This is a genomic window from Paenibacillus sp. JT22N12 (assembly GCF_056269365.1).
This window is the reverse complement of sequence record NZ_JBWDNU010000012.1, coordinates 190,154-208,914: the sequence shown is the minus strand read 5'-3', so window position 1 is coordinate 208,914 and position 18,761 is coordinate 190,154. Positions and strand designations below refer to the sequence as shown.

Below are 18,761 nucleotides of genomic sequence, written 5' to 3'. Positions count from 1 at the left end.
GCTTCGTAAGCATCCACTTACGACCTTTGTACCCCGAATTTAACCGATAAAAGGTGACAAAGCGATTCACGTTGTTTATTGTGGATCGCTTTGCACCAAAGGTATTCAAATTCAAAAATTCAGGGGTACAACAGCGATCTCGACAAGTGACAAGCGATAGACATGCTTGTAGCACTTGCGAGTATCGGAAGACGTTTCCGTATGCGCAGCATGTCCTTTTCACCGGGCTTTTTGAATGCCTCTCAGACGGATTTCTCCCGGTATTCGACAGGCGTCATCCGGGTCAGCCGCTTGAAGAAACGGGTGAAATAGGCGGAGGATTCAAAGCCGACGGCCAGGGCAATATCATGCACCTTGCGGTTGGTTCCTCTGAGCAGCTCCTTGGCCCGTTCGATTCTCACATGAATCACGTAATCGGTCAGGGAAACGCCGGTCAGCTTCTTGTACAGCCGGGACAGGTAATAGGGGTTCAAATAAACAATCTCCGCCATACGGGTCAGCGACAAGTCCTCGGCGATATGGCGATGCACATAATCCTCAATCGTCTGCACCACATCGCGGTACGGGGAGAATTCGGATTGATTGCGCAGCTCAAAATAATGCGCAGCCAGCTGGAGAAAATAATCGGCCACGCTCTTCCAGTCCGGAAAGGATTTGTATTCCACGCAGCGGCCCAGATCGATCTGCCTGCCAATGTCCCGGCTTAAGCCGGAGCGGTTGATGCATGTCATGAAGGTGGAGGAAAGCGCGAGAAAAATCTCCTGCATTGTGTACGTATTCCCGTCCGTATTCTCTGTCAGCCCGGTCAGAAAAGCCGCCATCGCTTCACGGAATTTCTCCTGCTGGCCGCTCTCGAGATAAGCCTCCAGCTGCTTGAGCGCAGGGGCGTAAAATTGATTTTTGCCCGGAGCTCCATCGCTATGAGACGGCTCGCTGTACTCGGAGAGCATCATCTCGCGGCCCATGCCGATGCCGTAATTGATCTGCCATTTCATGCGAAAATAAGCCCCGGTCAGCTGATCCCACTGGATTTCCCGTTCCCCGATCAAGAAGGAAGCGCTTACTTTCAACAGTTGATAGCTCTGCTTTTGCGTCATTTCCAGAATCCCGCGGATCAAGCGGCACAGGCCGTCAGCGTCCTGCGGTTCCCTGGATTGCAGCAGCCACACCCATTGATCGCTTTCATACTTCACCTGCACAATAAGAAATTTCGGCGCCAGATATTCCTCGGCAATATTGTTAATCGCAAACAGCAGCAGTTCCTTGTCGGATAAGGAAAGCTCCGGCTGCCACTTGTCAACCTTGCCGGTCACAAGCAGAACGGGACGGTCTGTCAACAGCGGAATCTCCAGCTGCTCCAAATTGCGCGGGGTCACATCGGCAGCGGTCCGCGCCCCTTCCAGCAGTCCGGTCAGATACACCTTCCTGAGCATGGGGAGGGCGACGCTCATGCTGCCTTTTGCCTTGAGAATCAAATCATTCAGCTTCCATTCCTCGTCCAGCTCCCGGCAGGCCCGCTGCACCGCTTGCAGGATCTTGGCATCGCCTTCGGTCTTGAGCACGTAATCGATGCTTCCTCCGCGAACGGCCTCTTGAATATATTTGAATTCGTTATAGCCCGTGAGCATAATGACCTTGCAGTGCGGCCAGGTCGCTTTGGCATGCTTCAGCACCTCAAGACCGGAAATTTCCGGCATATGAATATCCGTCAGCAGAATATCGATCTGGGTATTGTTAAGCCGCTGCAACGCTTCTTCGCCCGAGTAAGCACGGTACAATTCAAGCTCGACGGTTTCCGTGTGCTCGCCGAACATCTCGAATAATCCGTCCGCGATAATCGGCTCATCATCTGTAATTAGCAACCGGTACATGGTTCACCATTCCTTTTTCCGATTTAAGCACCTCATTCTCTCATATGGATATAGGGTCGTCAATTACAGATGTTAGGGGATCGGCAGAGCTGGAACAGGCTGGAAAGGGCACGAAAAAAGAGCGCCAGAAGCTCCTTATTAAGGGAACTCCAAGCGCTCTGTACGGTTAACGGTTATTTACGTTTGGGCAGCTGATTGCGATTAAGGCCTGACAATGGTGCCGTCCGCCTTGCGGTCTATCGGGTACGGCTTATGGTACATGCGGGTTTGCAGCTCGGGATTTACGAGCTTCGCCGCCTTCTCTTCATCGATATCGACGCCCAGCCCAGGGCGTTCATTGGCGTAGAGGTGGCCACCCTTAAGTACTGCATGACCGGGAAACGCATCAAGCTCCTCTGCTCTGAACGCATTATCTTCCTGGATACCGAAGTTCCAGACCGCCATATCCAGATGCATGGCCGCCGCCTGGTTCACCGGATCGTTATCCCCGCCTTCCTGCCAGGCCGTGCGGACGCCGTGCGCTTCCGCGAAAGCCGCGAGCTTGCGGCAGGCCGATATGCCGCCGCCCTTGGACACGCGGACCCGGATATAATCGATCAGCCGCTCCTGGATAAGCGGTATCCATTCATGGGGGCTTGTGAACAGCTCCCCCATCGCCTGCGGCGTCGTGCTCTGTTGCCGGATCGAACGGAACCAGGCGATCTGCTCGGGCGGGAGCACATCCTCCAGGAAGAACAAGCGGTAAGGCTCCAGCCGCTTGGACAGCATGACCGCCCCCTGAGGGCTGAGATGCTCATGCACATCATGCGTGAATTTGGCATCCGGACCAAAATGTCCGCGGAGCTGCTCAAACATATTGGGAATCGCTTCCAGATAAGCCTCTTCATCGAAAATAACCTTGGCCGGCCAGGCATTCGTCGGCCGCTTCGCCTGATCGGCGGAGATGAAGCCTCCCCCGCCATAGCTGCCGAGCTGGCAGCGGACCACCGAATAGCCCTCCTCCCTGTAGCGGGTAATGCTCTCCGTCAGCTCGGAGATATCCCTTCCGCTTGCATGCGCGTAACAGGGAACCGCCGGACGGCATTGACCGCCGAGCAGCCGGTACACCGGCATGCCCGCTTCCTTGCCTTTAATATCCCACAGCGCCATATCGATGGCGCCAATGGCAGTCATAAGTGCCGAACCGTTGCGCCAATAACCGCTTTGGTACATGGACTGCCAAATATCCTCGATCGCCCCGGCATCGCGGCCGATCAGCGTCGGCGCCAGCAGCTCCTCGATAACCGCAGCTACGGCGCCCGGATTGAAATAATCATTCGCCGATCCGATTCCATACAGTCCATCCTGATCCGTCTCGACCTTCACGATCGACCAGCTTGCATCGTGGCGCGTCCGAATCAGCCGGATCCGTTTGATTTTCGTCACCTTAATTCTCCTTTCGAAGCAGCCGCTACTTGAGTTTATCTACCGGATAATAAGGCGGAACCGGCTGCGTATAGGTATCTCGCGCAAACTTGATTTGATTGGGCGTCCACTGCGAGTAGAACAGGCGGGTATCGTGGTCCTCGCTCATCGCCAACACCTCCGGCACTGTCGCCCAGTTCGTCAGAGGGTAGCTCGATGCGCGGGAATGATAATTATGCATCGTCCGCCGGCCATGCGTGCAGTCGTCCCTTCCCCCTTTGCGGGTGTGATAGGTTGTAATATTATACAGCACCGCAGTTCCCGCTTTGCCCCGGATCGGAACCTCCTGATATTCACTTCCCTGCTTCTCCTTCGCTTCATCCAGAGAGCTGTACATATGGCTGTTCGGGACCAGGCAGAAGGCCGGGCAGCATTCATGGACATCCGACAAATAATAGATGACGCAGGTGAACGTGCTGATATAGGGATTTTCGGGATCGTAGATCATCCCTCCCATCGTGCCGTAATAGCTGATATCGCGGTGGAATTTCATCTCGCTGCTGCTCGCCCGGTCAACCGATACATCCCGGAAGTCGAATTGGGCGAAGCGGGCTTCGCCGAGCAGCACCTCCTGAATCAATGGAAAAATTTTCGGGTGGCGGATGAACTTATCCATCTCCAGCGGATGCTTCCCGAGAAAGCTGCCTGTGCCGACAGCGCCTTCCATCGGCTTATGCCACAGTTCAGGCGATTCCTTCAGCGAAGCCTCGACCATGCCGTTCAAGTAGTCAAGCTCCTCCTGTGACAAAGCATTCGGGATGACGGCGAAGCCATTCTCCTTGTAATGCGCCAGAATTTCCTCTTTTGTCGTTTGATAGGCGGTTACAGTCATAATTCACTAACCTCTCTTTCATGTGTTGAGATTCAAATGTGGGAATGATGGATTAACCTTTGACGGAGCCGAGCATGATGCCTTTGACAAAATATTTCTGCAGGAAGGGATACACGATCAGAATCGGAACGATCGCGAAAATAATGGTTGCCGCCTTAATATTCTCCGGCTGGACGATCAGCCGGCTCGAATCATTCAGCGTGCTTGTATCCTGTGCTCCCATATTCAGCATATTGAAATCGATAATGATGGAGCGCAGCACCATCTGAAGCGGCCATTTGCTGTTATCGCTGATGAAGAACAGACCCGAGAAGAAATCATTCCAGTGCGCTACCGCGTAGAACAGACCCACCGTCGCTATGACCGGCTTGGACAGGGGCAGAATGATGCTCCATAATACACGCAGATCCGAGGCACCGTCGATCCGGGCGGATTCCTCCAGACTTTCCGGGATGCTCCAGAAGAAGTTGCGCATCAGTATCAGGTTGAAGGGAGCGACCAGCTGCGGGATTATAAGCACCCAGATGCTGTTGAGCAGCCCGATATTTTTGAGCAAAATGTACATCGGGATCAGGCCAGCCCCGAACAGCATCGGAATGATCACGATCCACAGCAGTATCCGGTGGCCCGGAATATGCGTCTTCGACAGCCCGTACGCGCCGGTTGCTGTAAACACGAGATTCAGGAAGGTCCCCACCACGGTAACGAACACCGTGATGCTGAATGCCTTTAACAGAACCTCCGTGTTGAAAATATATTTGTACGATTCGAGCGTGAATGATTTGGGCCACAGCATCATCGGGTTTTTGTAGATTTCATGCGCTTCGCTGAAGGAAATCGCCCACACGTTAACCATCGGCATCAAGGTAATCAGGCCCGATGCGATAAGGATGAGATAGATGAGACCTTGCGCCCACCACGGATTCGCGTCCAGGCTTCTGCTTCTCCCGTTTAAGTCCAGCTCCTTGACGGGCTGCGCTGATTCGGCGGTTTGATCTACCATAGCGATTTCTCCCCCATCCTGCGAATGATCGTATTGGCCGTAATGATGAGGATCATGCCGATGATGCCTTTGAATAAACCGACTGCAGTCGCGAGCTCGAATTGGGCCTGCAAAATGCCCAACCGGTACACATACGTATCAATGATATCTCCGACGTCGTACAGAGCAGGATTGAGGAACATGAAGATCTGATCGAAACCGGCATCCAGGATGCCTGCCAGCTGCAGGCAGAAGAGCAGGGCGATAATCGGCCTGATTCCCGGCAGGGTCACATGCCAGATCTGCCTCAGTTTGCCGGCGCCGTCGATCTTGGCCGCTTCATACTGCTGCGAGTCGATGCCTGCCAGGGCTGCCAAATAAATGATCGCGCCCCATCCGAATTCTTTCAGAATGGCCGTAATGACAATAATTGTGCGGAACACGTCGGGATTGGTGGTGAAATTGAACTTCTCCAGCCCCATGTTCGTCAGCACGAGATTGATGATTCCGCTTGGCCCGATGAAATTGTAGATGACCCCCGCGAACACAACCCAAGAGAGAAAGTGCGGGAAATACGTGATCGTCTGGATGGAGCGCTTGAACCAGAAGCTTCTCACTTCATTCAGCAGCAAAGCGAACAGGATCGGAACCGGAAAGCCGAATAGAAGACGGTACAAGCTGATAATGACCGTATTCTTGAGCAGCTCCGGAAATTTATCCGATGTGAACATCGCTTCAAAATGTTTAAAGCCGACCCATGGGCTGTCCATGATGCCCGCAATGATTTTAAAATCCTTGAATGCAATCGTAATACCGTAGAAGGGCGCGTAAGTAAAGATGGCAAAATAAACAATGGTCGGCAGAATCAGAAGGTATATAAACCGCGACTTCCAAATCCGTGTACCCAGCCTATTAGGAGCATAGACGGATTTCGCCCTCATGAAATCATTCCTTTCCTTCTTGCGGACATGCCGGAAATGTTCTGGAACAGGCCCGCAGCTGCTGCCTATTCCAGAAGTTCCGGCCCATTAATCTACATAATTCGGTTCCGACTTATTCGTTTGCAGTTCATTGAACTCATCGATGATTTTCTGCTGACCCGCATCCAGCCATTTCTGGCGGGCTTCCTTGTACGCTTCCTTGGTAAGATTCATATCGGTCAAAATACTCCCGTCCACCTTGGCCATATAGTCCTCCCAGATCTGAGGGCCGATTTCCGCGTTGGTCGGTGACATTACCGTTGGATCCTTGAAGTCGTTATAAGGCGTCGCCGCATATTTCTCGAACATGCTCTTGAAATATTCGAACTTATCCTGAATCCCTGCTCCGATGAAGTTCAGCTCCTGCGCTTCCCAGTCCAGCTTCTCGCTCATCGGGTCGAGGAACTTCAGCGGTTCGATCTGGGCGGCTTTATAGTCGGCTTCCCGCTCTTCATCCGGAATCGGCACTTTTCTTCCTTCCGGATCTACCGTATAGGTCTTGCCTTCAATGCCGTATCTTCTGAAGTCGGACCCCGTAGTTAAGGACCAATTCAGAAATTCAAAAAATTTCGCTGCCTTATCCTTCGCCTTCACATTGACGTAGAACCCCCTGTCCTGCGGAAACACGACGCGCGTTCCGCCCTGCTGGCCATCCGGTCCGGTCAAAGGAGGCATGATCTTGATGTCTGCATTAGGCTCATTCTTCTTCAGATCGATATAAAGCGATTGAAGATTTCCGCCAAGAATGACTGCTGCACGCCCGGCTTTAAATTTCGTCTCCCCGAAGGAAGCATCAGGATTGACGCCGGCTTCCTCGTCGAACAATCCGCGTTTCTTCAGATCCTGCAGCCAGAATTTGAAATCCAGATGCTCCTCCTGCATTTCCGGAGGGACGATCTTGTTCGGATCCTCTTTGGAAGGCGCCCACCCGGAGGTTGTGCCGAATGATGTGCCCAGATCCTTGGCTGCCCAGAATGGAATCGTGTTCCCATGCGTCATGGGCACAATCCCTTTGCCGCTCGCCTTGATTTTCTCCAGTGCCGCCTCGAGCTCGGCTACAGAGGTAGGCTCTGCTATTCCAAGCTCCTCGAATATATCCGCACGATAGTTAATAAAGAACGGGACAATCGGATAGATCAGATTCGGGATAAAATAAATATCGCCTTTGTCATCCGCCATTTTATCCCAGATGCCTGCAGGCACGGCATCCTTGACGGCGGGGAACTGATCCAGATATTCATTGATTTTCAGGAAACCGCCCTGATCCTGCATATCCTTCCAGAACGGATCGACCGGCCCCTTGCCCCAGATGACGTCAGGCATATTGCCGCCTGCTGCGGTTGTCTTGATCGTCGCATCGTAGTCCACGACGGGAATGATTCTAACATCAATGTCTACATTGCCCTGCTTGAATAATTCCTTCTCATAAGCGCCGCCCTTGGTATAGGTGGCCGGCCCCCATGTCGGTCTTGAATAAGAGAATTTAAGCGGTTCCGTATCGCTGCTGCTGCCCCCGTTATCGCCGTTGTCTTCAGCTGCAGCCCCATTCGTATTTCCCCCGGCTGGCGGTCCGGAATTATTATTCTGTGTGCAGCCAACGATCAGACCAAGCAGCATGACTGTTACCAGAGCCAACAACCCAACCTTCTGCAATCGTTTCTTTTCCGTCATCTCCCGATTCATGTTCGTCCTCCTTCGATAGGTTTGGTTAACAAACGCGGCAGCCCCCCTGTTGTTCGAAACCGGTTTAATTTATGAAATCTCCCAGGTTGGGAATTTTCATCGGTTTTAAGAATGCGCTTACAAAATTGCTGTTAATAGTGCCCCTTTTCATTGTCGGGGGATGTGAAAATCTGAGTATGGGTACGCTTACAAAAGGTTGAAGACTGCTATCTGTGAGGATAAGACTGAGGCGTATGCTTCGGATTGGCCAGTTGGTATGATTGAATCATATTGTCATGTTATATGGCGGTTATTCATGATCTTGGTATGGATGATATCATTACAAGTAACGTGTTGTAAATGATGGTTTAGGGTCCATATTTGCTTAAAATCGAGGCAATATCGCCCTCAATGTTCCGTTTCGTATCGTTTTCTCAATTTTCTAACTATTTGCGCAGTCTAATCTCCTAGTACTCTGGCAACCTTTACAAATTATATATCAAACTATAAGATGATATATAACAAGCAAAATATGACATGAGGTTACAAAATGGAGAAAACCGTTCAACATTTATCGCTCTACGAGCAGATCAAGCAGCATCTTTTATCGGAGATTCAGGAGGGGCATTGGAAGACCCATGACAGGCTTCCGTCGGAGAACGAACTGACCAAGCAGTTCTCCGTAAGCCGGATCACCGTCAAGAAGGCGATGTCCGATCTGGTCGAGCAGGGTGTCATTTACCGGGTGCAGGGGAAGGGCACGTTCGTATCCGAGCCGGACGCAGAAGCCGCTGCGGATATAGTGTCTGTCCGCTTTTCGGAGAAGAGATCAGTGGTGCTGCTGCTTCCTTTCATCAACAACCAGCATAACGCGCTGTTACTGAATGGTGCCGAGCATATCCTCTCGCGGGCGGGATATTCCCTCCTGCTTTGCAATACGGAGAATTCCGTCGAGAAGGAAGAACGCATCATCCGGGAGATGGTTGAACGCGATGTAGCCGGCATGATCGTGTATCCTGTCGACGGCGAGTCGTATAATCGGGAAATTTTGCAGCTTACCCTGGATTCGTTCCCGCTTGTCGTAATGGATCGATATTTGCGGGGAATCGACACGAACTGCGTGTGCCCGGATAATATCAAGGGGGCCCAGGACGGCGTTAACCATCTGATCTCGCTTGGCCACCGCAATATCGGCTTTCTATCCACGACCATTGCCGGCACGAGCAGCGTCGAGGACCGCTTGACCGGCTACGAGAGAGCGCTGGCGGAGCATAATATCCCCATCGACCACCGTTACCGGTATGTCGACATCGAGCTCGGCGAGCCAATACCGATTATCAAGAAAATCAGGTCATTCCTGGACCGGAATCCTGAAATAACGGCCATTTTCGCGATCAATCCGGGCATTGGCCTGCAGGTCATCAAGCTCGCTTCCGAGATGGGCATCCGCATTCCGCAGGACTTATCCCTTATTTTCTTCGACGACTTCGAGCTCTCTGAATTCCACAGCGTCAGGCCGACCTTCATCAGCCAGGAAGAAAATGTGCTCGGCCAGGAGGCCGCCAAGCTGCTCATCTCCGTCATGGAGAATCCCGAGCAGCATACCCAGAAGCTGTTCTTCCCGCCGAAGCTGGTCATTAGGGACTCGACCGCGAAGCCAGGGGTTCTGGTGATGGACAGCAATGATTAGGAGCGGGAATAAGGAAGCCCCAAGAACCATTGAGGATGGTTCTTGGGGCTTGTTTGTGGGTTCGGCTTTTCCAGCAGTCGGTTGTTTCCTCCTGGTCTATTATTATTTATTGATAAGAGAATTCAGGTATCTTAATCAGATACAATAAATCCTTTCCCATTAATTATCGATTAACACTGATAGTCTCAAGTAAATCAATGTCTTTATACCGATCATGTGGCTTCCAAGAGTACGAAATCAAATCCAGTATGAGCCGCATTCTTAGTATCAACATGTGGAATATTTTTTTGTTCCATTCGATTTTGTGAAATTTTTCTATTTCGTTTCAACTTGCTTTATAATTATGGGAATGGTAGTGATCGGAGAGAAGGATCATTTTCTCTTGCCCACCATCTAGAATCGTGACCGTAATAAATATCAATTACCCAAAATTCAACAGTCTCATGATAGATCATATCGTATTCTGAAGTGAGTTCAAGTCCACCCCATATCCGATTTATTCTACCAACAGCTTCCTCTATAGATATGCCAAATTGGCTTACCATACATTCAACAATTTCATTGCAGAACTGAAGAGACTTCTTACTAGTCTTAAAATTAAACATTTGTTGACTGGGGTCATCTGTGTGGGATTAGGGGTATTTATATTACTTTGTGTGTGAAGGACATAATGCTATAGTAGTCGTTGTAAGTGAATCTTTACATGCCCAATGTATCTTTTTTTGTCGAAATCGGTTGTTTTATTATAAATCAAATCGAAACGTTCCATTTTCCCTCCTTGAGTAGCTAAGAAACCTAAAGTGCAATATTGCTACATCGGTATTCCCATTCCCCGCTTCCCATTTCCCCAAAAAATCATTAAAATATAAAAGATGATCTCTTACATCTTTTAACGCCCCATGCACTATCCACTCTGATCGAAGAAAGGAATTTACATAATGATTATTAAACCGAGAACACGGGGATTTATTTGTACAACGGCTCATCCGGAGGGCTGTGCGAGCCAGGTGAGGCAGCAGATTGATTATGTCAAAGCCCAGCCTGCGGTGAGCGGCTTCAAGAATGTGCTGGTCATTGGCGCTTCGACCGGGTACGGCTTGTCCTCCCGAATTGTCGCCGCTTTCGGCGGTGGAGCCAATACGGTCGGTGTTTACCGTCAAGGCGCAGCCACCGACAACCGCACGGCTACTGCCGGCTGGTACAACTCGGCAGCCTTCGAGAAGGCCGCGCAGGAAGCCGGCCTCAAGTCCTTCAGCGTCACCGGCGACGCCTTTGCCGATGAGACCAAAGCCAAAACCGTCGACGTGATCCGCACGGAGCTGGGTCAAGTCGACCTGGTGGTCTACAGCGTAGCATCGGCCAGACGGATTCATCCGAAAACCGGTGAGGTGTTCAATTCCACCTTGAAACCGATCGGCAAGCCATACACGAACAAAACGGTTAATTTCCACAATGGCACGGTAAGCTCCATCACCATTGATCCTGCAACCGACGAAGATATTGACAACACCGTTGCCGTTATGGGCGGCGAAGATTGGCAGCTCTGGATTGATGCGCTGCTGGATGCGGGCGCTCTTGCCGACGGCGCAACGACGGTCGCTTATTCCTACATCGGCCCTGAACTGACGCAGGCAGTCTACCGGGAAGGCACTATCGGCCGGGCCAAGGACGATCTGGAAGCAACGGGTCACCGCCTCAACGAGCAGCTCGGCGAACGGGGCGGACATGCCTACGTATCGGTATGCAAGGCACTGGTTACCCAATCCAGCTCGGCCATCCCTGTAGTTCCTCTCTATATCTCTGCCTTGTACAAGGTGATGAAGGAAAAAGGGATGCACGAAGGCACGATTGAGCAGGCCTATCGCTTGTTCGCGGACAGACTTTATACTTCGAACGGAATGGAACTGGATGAGGTTGGACGCATTCGCATCGACGACTGGGAAATGCGTGATGATGTGCAGGCGGAGGTCGCGAGGATCTGGGAAGAGCTGACTACCGATAATATTTATGAGCTGTCGGATCTCGAAGGATACCGGAAGGAGTTCTTCCAGCTGTTCGGCTTTCAAGCGGACGGGGTTGATTACGAAGCGGATGTTTCGCCTGAGGTCGAAATACCGAATCTGCGATAACAGCGGTCGGTTTCATCTTTCCATACTAAAAAAGGGGCTCCCGGATTATTTCCGGAAGCCCCTTTTCTTTTGCATTTCAATTTTAATCTGAGTTACCTAGCTTCGTTTACATCACGATAATCTGTGGATTACCCCGCTTCAGCAATTCGCTTAAGATTCCGGCGAAACTATACCCGTTCTGTCCTTTCGCGAGGCTCTCAAGGAATCAATCGCAATCATAGCGACTCCTATGCACAGCAAGGAATCAGCAACATTAAAAATAGGGAAATTAAAAAAATGAACCTGGAGCATATCCACGACTTCTCCCTTAAAGACACGATCGATATAATTACCCAACGCACCGCCTAGAACGAGGGCTAATCCATAAGATAGAAACTGATTCTCCCGGTATACCCTGTGCAAATAGATCATGATTCCGATAATAACCAAGGAGGTTACGGCTATGAAAAATCCCAATTGGCCTTCCAGTATGCTGAATGCAGCTCCCTTGTTTCGTATCGAGGCGAGTCCAAAAACTCCGGGTATAACAGGTATTTGTTGTCCGATTGTCATATACATGGATACAAGCCATTTGACCACATGGTCCACGATAATAACTCCGACAGCTATACAATAATAACGGAACACTCCATTCACTCCTTTTGAATACGTCATAAGCTCATCTTTAACGATCATAATTTTTGCTGTGTCTATGTATCTGCCTGTTTACCTAATCCTCAATATCATAACATTCTCTGGATGGGATATGCCAGTACCGGTAATACAATGATACTTATAACAGTCGAGATCGCCAGCTGTCATAGAAAAAGGAGCCGCCCCGCCATTCACATGGCAATCGGGCAGCCCCTTCCAGCAAATAAATCCTGTCCATCCAGCCTACAGCTGTACTTTCTTCCCCGTCCTTGCACTCTCAACCGCGCCGAATACCATCGCCACGCTCTTGATGTTATCCAAGCAATCGGTCTCCGCCGGACGGCCCTGCTCCAGGGCATTAAACATTTCGTCCAGGCAGCCCCAGTGTCCTTCGCGTCCTTCATAGGTGACAGCCGTTTCGATCTGCTTCATCGACAGGAAGAATTCCGGTGCTTTACTGGTGTCGACAGCCTCTGCAACCGGCAAACTAGCGCCATCCCATTTCGCCGTACCGCTGCTGCCGGTTACTCTCCACTCCGATTCCCAGGAGGTGCCGAGGCCTTGGGCGCACCATGAACCGCGATAGCTGAATACGGAACCGTCGCTCATCTCGAAAATGCAAATCGCCGAAGCGTTCCCTGTGTACCAGGAGCCCGGAGGGTTATATTCATGGCAGTAGACCGATACCGGGTCGGCGCCGATGATGAAGCGGGCCTGATCGAAGGTATGGATCGCCATATCAATAACAAGCGGGCTGTCCATCGCGTCGCGGAAGCCTCCGAAATGCGGCCCCAGGAAGAAATCGGCGTGAATCGAGCCTACTTGTCCAATATCCCCCGACCCCACCAAATCGCGGAACGAGCGGATTTGCTTCAGGTAGCGGCGGTTCTGCATAACCGCATAGCGCTTGCCTGTTTGCCCGCTGATGCGGACAATTTCCTCGGCATCGGCATACGATTCCGCCATCGGCTTCTCGCCAAGCACGTTGCAGCCCGCTTCCATCGCGGTTGTGACAATCTGTTTATGGCTGGCCGGGATGGTCACATCAAAGACAAGATTGGCTCCCGTTGCCGCCAGCGCCTGGGACAGATCGGTGAAGGTCGGAACGTTAAGACCGCGTTTCTCCGCCATTTTCCTGGCGCTCTCCTCGAAAATATCCACCAGACCGACAATCTCGGCGTTCTCCCGCTGCGCTGCGTAATCCAGCCATGTATTGGACATGCCGCCGCAGCCTGCTACGACAATTTTATGTTGTGCCAATCAAAAGCACCCTCTCATTGTAAAAGTATGATCATTTCCCATATCGCAAATAGGCCAGCTCCCATGCGCACGCTCTCCCGTGAAACTTTCAAGGGTGGAGTAACGATAGGTCAATCCGCACAGTCGATCCACGAAATCGTGCAGGTTACTCAGGATTAGGAATAAAATCGCCGCCGCGGCATTTTTTCAAATAATTAAGGCCGTGCACCTGCCCCGTCATCTCCAGCTCGCCCCGGTAAACCGGATCATGCCAGCCTTCGATATCGATGCTTCCTTCGTAGCCCGCCTGGCGCAAAATCGTAATAATATCCGTCCAGTTCGTATCGCCAAAGCCGGGCGTGCGGTGCCATACGAATTCCTTCGGTCCATGAATGCCGTATTCGCGAACGATATCCCAGGCAATGGTGGCATCCTTGCCATGCACGTTGAAGATTTTATCCACCCATTTGCGCAGCTGCGGAATGGGATCGATCAGGCTGACCATCTGGTGGGTTGGCTCCCACTGCAGGCCGATGTTGGCCGCCGGCACGGCATTGAACATCATCTCCCACGCCGTCGGATTATGTGCAATATTCCAGTCGCCATTTTTCCACGTCCCGCCCATATCGCAGTTTTCAAAAGCAAGCTTCACGCCCTTGGCCTCGCCACGGCGCGATAATTCGCCGAACACCTCGCCGAAGCGCGGCAGCGATTCATCGATCGAGCCCGGCATCCGCCCGGTAAAGCCGGCGACCAGATTGGTGCCGAAGGCCTCGGCATGATCGATCAGTCTCTCCCAACTCGCTAATGTATCTGCATTATCGCCCGCTCCGGTGAGTGGATTCCCGAATATGCCCAAGCTTGAGATGACGATATCATGCTCTGCCGTTATTTCTTTAACGCGCTTCGACAGCTCCATCAGATCCGCATCCTTGGTGGATTGCCAGAAGGTCAGCGAGAAGGATTCAAAGCCATGTGGAATAATTTGGGGCAGAACGCGCACCGCGTCGCCACCGCCGACAAGTGTACCGATTCGAATTTGTTTCATTGTACCCTCCTAAGGTTTTACAAATATGATCTTCCCTTATCTTACCTAAAGAGCGGAGAGCAAGCTATGAATGAAATTGCGTTTCAATCATACGATCTTACGATATTTATGGAAATGACAGCGTCGACATTTTCGTAAATAGCGATTATAATAAGAAAATTGTATGAACCTACTTTTCATCCCGCAGAGGAGAGACCGCGTTTATGACCGTCAGCCCTCACAAGGAACATACCTGGATTCCCGATCAGACGTTTCCCATCAATGTTTTTTTCGTGAGAGGAATCGGTCTGCATTGGCATGACCATATCGAGTGGATTTTTGTCAAGGAAGGCAAAGCCCGCATCCAGATCGATGCCGACTTCGAAACGCTCCAGCAGGGGGAGCTGGCATTCGTCAACTCCAGGCAGCTGCACAGCGCTGTTGTTCTGGGTCCGGATACCGAGCTGATCTGCATTGTTTTTAATGAAGCTTTGGTGCGGGGGAGCGGTCTGGATATTACCGAGCATCATTATTTTCAGCCCTATTTGAACCAGCATCTGAAGTGGCCGGGAATTATCCGCAGAACGGAACCGCTTATGGAGGGCATCAATGAGTCTTTCTCCAGATTGGTGGGCGAATTCAAAGGCAAGCAGCCCGGCTACGAGCTCCTGGTCAAAGCCGAGCTGCTGCGGATTTTCGGGCAGTATTTTCGTTATGCGCAGCAGTTCGAGACGTTAAAATCTCCGCGCCTTCCGAATACGCCGGACTTCTCCGGGCTGCTCCAGACGCTGCGCGAGCGCTACCATGAACCGATAACTGTCCAGGAAGCCGCCCGGATGGTCAACCTCAGCCCGAATTACTTTTGCAATGTTTTCAAGCAAATGACAGGCAAGACGCTTATTGAATATATTCATCTGCTGCGGATCCAGGAGGCCGAGCGTCTGCTGCTGGAGACTGATGCTTCCATAACTGAAATTGCCGACAGGGTCGGTTTCTCGAACATGACCTATTTCGGCCGCGTGTTCAGGAAGTTCAAGGACGGCACTCCCTCCGATATCCGAAAAAAAAGAGCCGCTCTTCACAGCGCCAGCACCGCAATCCTGCTCTCCCGCAGCTGACCCAAGCACATGAGCTGACAGACGCAATAAAGCCGGTTCCCCCTGCCCAATGGCAGAAGAAACCGGCTCATATTCCGATTATGCTATTGCTTCTTATTCCTTATTCCCCCGACAAGCTGCTTTCCTTCATAATAACATCGTGCGCGCCGCCCTCGACCAGACTGGTTGCCGATACGAGCGTGATTCTGGCATTCTGCTGCATCTCTGCGATCGACTTCGTACCGCAGTTGGACATCGTTGATTTGATCTTGCTGATCGTCTTGTCCAGGTTTTCCTGCAGCCCCCCGGCGTATGGCACGTAGGAATCGACGCCTTCTTCGAATACTAGGCCCTGCTTGCCTCCGGTATCGTACCGCTGCCAGTTCCGCGCCCGATTGGAGCCTTCTCCCCAGAACTCTTTAACAAAGTTGTTGCCGATCATAAGCTTCTTGGTCGGGCTCTCGTCAAACCGGGCAAAGTATCTGCCCATCATGACAAAATCGGCGCCCATAGCCAACGCAAGCGTGATGTGATAATCGTGTACAATCCCGCCGTCGGAACAGATCGGCACGTAGATGCCCGTTTCCTTATAGTACTCTTCTCTTGCTTCCGCGACCTCGATCAGCGCCGATGCCTGACCGCGTCCGATCCCTTTTTGTTCGCGGGTAATGCAGATGGCGCCGCCGCCGATCCCGACTTTGACAAAGTCCGCGCCGGATTCCACCAGATAGAGGAAGCCTTCACGGTCAACGACATTCCCTGCGCCAATCTTGACATTGAAATTCGATTTGACGTATTGCAGCGTGTCGCGCTGCCATTCGCTGTACCCGTCCGAAGCGTCAATAACGAGAATATCGACTCCAGCAGCGACCAGTGCCGGCACCCTTTCTTCATAATCCTTCGAATTGATGCCTGCCCCGACGATATAGCTTTTGTTGCCATCGAGCAGCTCCAGCGGATTGCCTTTATGCGCATCGTAATCCTTGCGGAACACGAGGTAACACAGATTCTGCTGCTCATCCACGATGGGCAGACAGTTCAGTTTATGCTCCCAGATCAAATCATTGGCTTCAGGCAAGGTCAAGCTGGACTTGCCGTAAATAAGCGACGAGAAGGGCGTCATGAAATCCTGGATGCGCTTGTCCAATGTATCGCGGCTTATCCGGTAATCTCTGCTGGTCACGATGCCAAGCAGCTTTCCGTTTGGCGTACCGTCGCCGGTGATCGCTACGGTCGAATGACCGGTTTTCTCCTTCAGTTCCAGCACATCCTTGAGCGTATGCTCGGGTGTCAGGTTGGAGCGGCTGACAACGAAGCCCGCCTTGTATTCCTTGACTTTTCGTACCATGGCTGCCTGATCCTCAACGGATTGGGAACCAAAGATAAAGGAAATACCGCCGCAGCGCGCCAATGCAATCGCCATATTATGGTCCGAAACCGACTGCATGACCGCGGATGAGAACGGTATGTTGAGAGAAATATCAGGTTGTTCGCCTTTATTGAATTTGGTGATTGGCGTCTTGAGCTCGACATTGGCCGGCGTGCAGTCCTTTGTCGTCAAATTGGGGATTAACAAGAACTCATTGAACGTCCGGGACGGTTCAGTATAATAGAAAGCCACTCTCTTCCCACTCCTCATCTATTTTTAGTTAATTTTTAGAATCATACACCTTGCTTAACCGGAGGTCAATAGTTAATAAACAGGATTTATTGAAGAAGAAACGGCTTCGCCGTCCTTTGACGGGCAAGTAAGTTTCTTCGCTAAAGAATAGAAGCAAAGCAGGGAGGAATTCTTATACTTGCCGATATATCAAGAAGAAACGGCTGTCGGCGTCCTTTGGCGGCGCGGCAAGTTTCTTCCCACAGAAATATAAGCAAAGTATGGTGGAATTTTATGCCTTCTTATATATCAAAAAAACCGCTTATCGCAGCAGGACCAACGGCGGCTTGATGCCCGTCTGCCTGCTGAATAAGCGGATTTTTTCACATTATATAACTACTTCTAACTACTTCAGATATAGTCTTCCGGTTTCCTCCCAGATCTCGCCCGAAGCCAGACTGAACAAACCGATTTCGTCCGCGGGAAGATCGACATTCGGCGCATTGACCAGATTAATCTGCGGCTCCGGACAGAAGAAGCCTTCGGTCGCGAAGTTGTTCCAGATCATCCACTGCTTATAAGAGGTTCCCACATCATAGACCAAGGTGCGGCCAAGCTTCGTATCGGTGAGCTCCATCCGGTTGCGCCCGTTCTGCGGCACCGCCGTGTAGTGATTGTCCAATTCCGTGAAGAATGGATAAACGCCTTCGCCCTTGAGCTGCTCTTCCTCCGCAGTCAGCGGCAGAAATTGACCCGTAGGCAGCATCCGCTCGCTCATCTCCCAGCGGCTTCCGATCGTTAGCTTCACCCGGTAATCGGCCGCCGAGCTTCCAGGCGCGAATGGAGCGTTCACTGCCGTATGGAAGGCGAACAGGCATGGCATCACATCCGCTCCGTCATTGCGGATCAGGATATGCTGCGATAAACCGGCAGAGCTTAGCGTATACTTGAGCTTGATGGTAAACAGATGAGGCAGGAATTTGTACACCGCATGCTGCTCATCTACCTTAAGCGCTACGGTGACGAAGCTCTCTTGTCCGATTTGCCCGAACTCCTCCACATCCCAGTTCTCGCTATGTACGAAGCCATGCAGATGATTGCCGGTCTTCTCTTCATTGACAGGGAAGGTATAGGTCTTGCCATTCCAAGGGAACTTGCCGTCTTCGAACCTGTTCGGCGGAAACAGCACCGGAATGCCATGGATAATCGGCCTTGCCTTAAACGATTCCATCTCGTCCGCTGTAGGCTCGTGAAGGAAGTTGTAACCGTTTGCTGTATCGCGAAAAGCAATCAGATTCCCGCCGATTTCCGGCAGGATTGCCGCTTCATAGCTTCCGCTCTTCAGCCATACTGCTTTCTCGCCTTGATATTCACCCTTGTATGCAGCTGCTTCGCTCATGTGTAATTAATCGCTCCTTTAATATGAATAATGAATGCCAGACCAATTATTACTTCATTATATATCAATAAGAGTACCACAAAGGCAGCCTGTGGAGAAGGCTGCCTTTTGTGGTTACCTAGTCCCGCAAGAAGAAACGGCTGTCGCCATTCGTTT

General features: G+C 51.4%; 14 protein-coding genes. 3 read left to right on the top strand and 11 right to left on the bottom strand.

Annotation, left to right across the window (positions count from 1 at the left end; genetic code table 11):
* Positions 1-242 precede the first annotated feature (242 nt).
* The 6 genes from AC0YOA_RS30745 to AC0YOA_RS30720 form a co-directional block, all read right to left on the bottom strand.
* Positions 243-1,871, bottom strand: a complete 1,629-nt coding sequence (locus AC0YOA_RS30745; protein WP_475789865.1) for a response regulator transcription factor — start codon at positions 1,869-1,871, stop codon at positions 243-245.
* A 201-nt stretch (positions 1,872-2,072) separates the two neighbouring features.
* Complete coding sequence (locus AC0YOA_RS30740; protein WP_475789864.1) at positions 2,073-3,296, bottom strand: enolase C-terminal domain-like protein; 1,224 nt, start codon at positions 3,294-3,296, stop codon at positions 2,073-2,075.
* Between the two features lie 25 nt (positions 3,297-3,321).
* On the bottom strand, positions 3,322-4,167 hold the full coding sequence (locus tag AC0YOA_RS30735; protein ID WP_475769317.1) for a phytanoyl-CoA dioxygenase family protein: 846 nt from the start codon (positions 4,165-4,167) through the stop codon (positions 3,322-3,324).
* A gap of 52 nt (positions 4,168-4,219) precedes the next feature.
* Positions 4,220-5,170 (bottom strand): carbohydrate ABC transporter permease, encoded by a 951-nt coding sequence (locus tag AC0YOA_RS30730; protein WP_210037385.1) that lies wholly within the window; start codon positions 5,168-5,170, stop codon positions 4,220-4,222.
* Positions 5,164-6,090, bottom strand: coding sequence for an ABC transporter permease (locus AC0YOA_RS30725; protein ID WP_210037384.1), 927 nt, complete (start codon positions 6,088-6,090; stop codon positions 5,164-5,166). The genes AC0YOA_RS30730 and AC0YOA_RS30725 overlap by 7 nt, the downstream gene beginning before the upstream one ends.
* An 87-nt stretch (positions 6,091-6,177) precedes the next feature.
* On the bottom strand, positions 6,178-7,812 hold the full coding sequence (locus AC0YOA_RS30720; RefSeq protein ID WP_475789863.1) for a type 2 periplasmic-binding domain-containing protein: 1,635 nt from the start codon (positions 7,810-7,812) through the stop codon (positions 6,178-6,180).
* A gap of 529 nt (positions 7,813-8,341) precedes the next feature.
* Between AC0YOA_RS30720 and AC0YOA_RS30715 the strand changes: the two genes are divergently transcribed.
* Both AC0YOA_RS30715 and fabV read left to right on the top strand, forming a co-directional pair.
* Positions 8,342-9,481, top strand: a complete 1,140-nt coding sequence (locus tag AC0YOA_RS30715) for a GntR family transcriptional regulator (protein ID WP_475789862.1) — start codon at positions 8,342-8,344, stop codon at positions 9,479-9,481.
* Between the two features lie 938 nt (positions 9,482-10,419).
* Positions 10,420-11,610: an enoyl-ACP reductase FabV gene (gene fabV, locus AC0YOA_RS30710; protein ID WP_475789861.1), complete on the top strand. Its 1,191-nt coding sequence runs from the start codon at positions 10,420-10,422 to the stop codon at positions 11,608-11,610.
* 150 nt (positions 11,611-11,760) lie between these two features.
* Here the strand turns inward: fabV and lspA are convergent, their stop codons facing one another.
* The 3 genes from lspA to AC0YOA_RS30695 all read right to left on the bottom strand — a co-directional run bounded on the left by lspA (position 11,761) and on the right by AC0YOA_RS30695 (position 14,530).
* Positions 11,761-12,237, bottom strand: coding sequence for a signal peptidase II (lspA, locus tag AC0YOA_RS30705; protein WP_475789860.1), 477 nt, complete (start codon positions 12,235-12,237; stop codon positions 11,761-11,763).
* Positions 12,238-12,486: 249 nt separating this feature from the next.
* On the bottom strand, positions 12,487-13,503 hold the full coding sequence (locus tag AC0YOA_RS30700; protein ID WP_475789859.1) for a Gfo/Idh/MocA family protein: 1,017 nt from the start codon (positions 13,501-13,503) through the stop codon (positions 12,487-12,489).
* 145 nt (positions 13,504-13,648) lie between these two features.
* Positions 13,649-14,530: a sugar phosphate isomerase/epimerase family protein gene (locus tag AC0YOA_RS30695; RefSeq protein WP_475789858.1), complete on the bottom strand. Its 882-nt coding sequence runs from the start codon at positions 14,528-14,530 to the stop codon at positions 13,649-13,651.
* Positions 14,531-14,733: 203 nt separating this feature from the next.
* On the opposite strand from AC0YOA_RS30695, the gene AC0YOA_RS30690 reads away from it, so the two are divergent.
* Positions 14,734-15,627: an AraC family transcriptional regulator gene (locus tag AC0YOA_RS30690; protein ID WP_475789857.1), complete on the top strand. Its 894-nt coding sequence runs from the start codon at positions 14,734-14,736 to the stop codon at positions 15,625-15,627.
* A 100-nt stretch (positions 15,628-15,727) separates the two neighbouring features.
* Here AC0YOA_RS30690 and AC0YOA_RS30685 read toward each other — a convergent pair whose 3' ends face one another.
* Together AC0YOA_RS30685 and AC0YOA_RS30680 are read right to left on the bottom strand one after the other, a co-directional pair.
* A complete protein-coding gene (locus AC0YOA_RS30685; protein WP_475789856.1) occupies positions 15,728-17,227 on the bottom strand; it encodes an IMP dehydrogenase in 1,500 nt (499 codons plus the stop codon).
* A 385-nt stretch (positions 17,228-17,612) separates the two neighbouring features.
* Positions 17,613-18,605, bottom strand: coding sequence for an aldose epimerase family protein (locus AC0YOA_RS30680; RefSeq protein WP_475789855.1), 993 nt, complete (start codon positions 18,603-18,605; stop codon positions 17,613-17,615).
* Positions 18,606-18,761: the final 156 nt, after the last annotated feature.

Bases quoted from the DNA above. Each gene is read 5' to 3' on its own strand.
- AC0YOA_RS30730 (WP_210037385.1), bottom strand. From the start codon at position 5,170: ATGGTAGATCAAACCGCCGAATCAGCGCAGCCCGTCAAGGAGCTGGAC.
- fabV (WP_475789861.1), top strand. From the start codon at position 10,420: ATGATTATTAAACCGAGAACACGGGGATTTATTTGTACAACGGCTCAT.
- AC0YOA_RS30715 (WP_475789862.1), top strand. From the start codon at position 8,342: ATGGAGAAAACCGTTCAACATTTATCGCTCTACGAGCAGATCAAGCAG.
- AC0YOA_RS30690 (WP_475789857.1), top strand. From the start codon at position 14,734: ATGACCGTCAGCCCTCACAAGGAACATACCTGGATTCCCGATCAGACG.
- AC0YOA_RS30680 (WP_475789855.1), bottom strand. From the start codon at position 18,605: ATGAGCGAAGCAGCTGCATACAAGGGTGAATATCAAGGCGAGAAAGCA.
- AC0YOA_RS30725 (WP_210037384.1), bottom strand. From the start codon at position 6,090: ATGAGGGCGAAATCCGTCTATGCTCCTAATAGGCTGGGTACACGGATT.
- AC0YOA_RS30745 (WP_475789865.1), bottom strand. From the start codon at position 1,871: ATGTACCGGTTGCTAATTACAGATGATGAGCCGATTATCGCGGACGGA.
- AC0YOA_RS30735 (WP_475769317.1), bottom strand. From the start codon at position 4,167: ATGACTGTAACCGCCTATCAAACGACAAAAGAGGAAATTCTGGCGCAT.
- AC0YOA_RS30695 (WP_475789858.1), bottom strand. From the start codon at position 14,530: ATGAAACAAATTCGAATCGGTACACTTGTCGGCGGTGGCGACGCGGTG.
- AC0YOA_RS30720 (WP_475789863.1), bottom strand. From the start codon at position 7,812: ATGAATCGGGAGATGACGGAAAAGAAACGATTGCAGAAGGTTGGGTTG.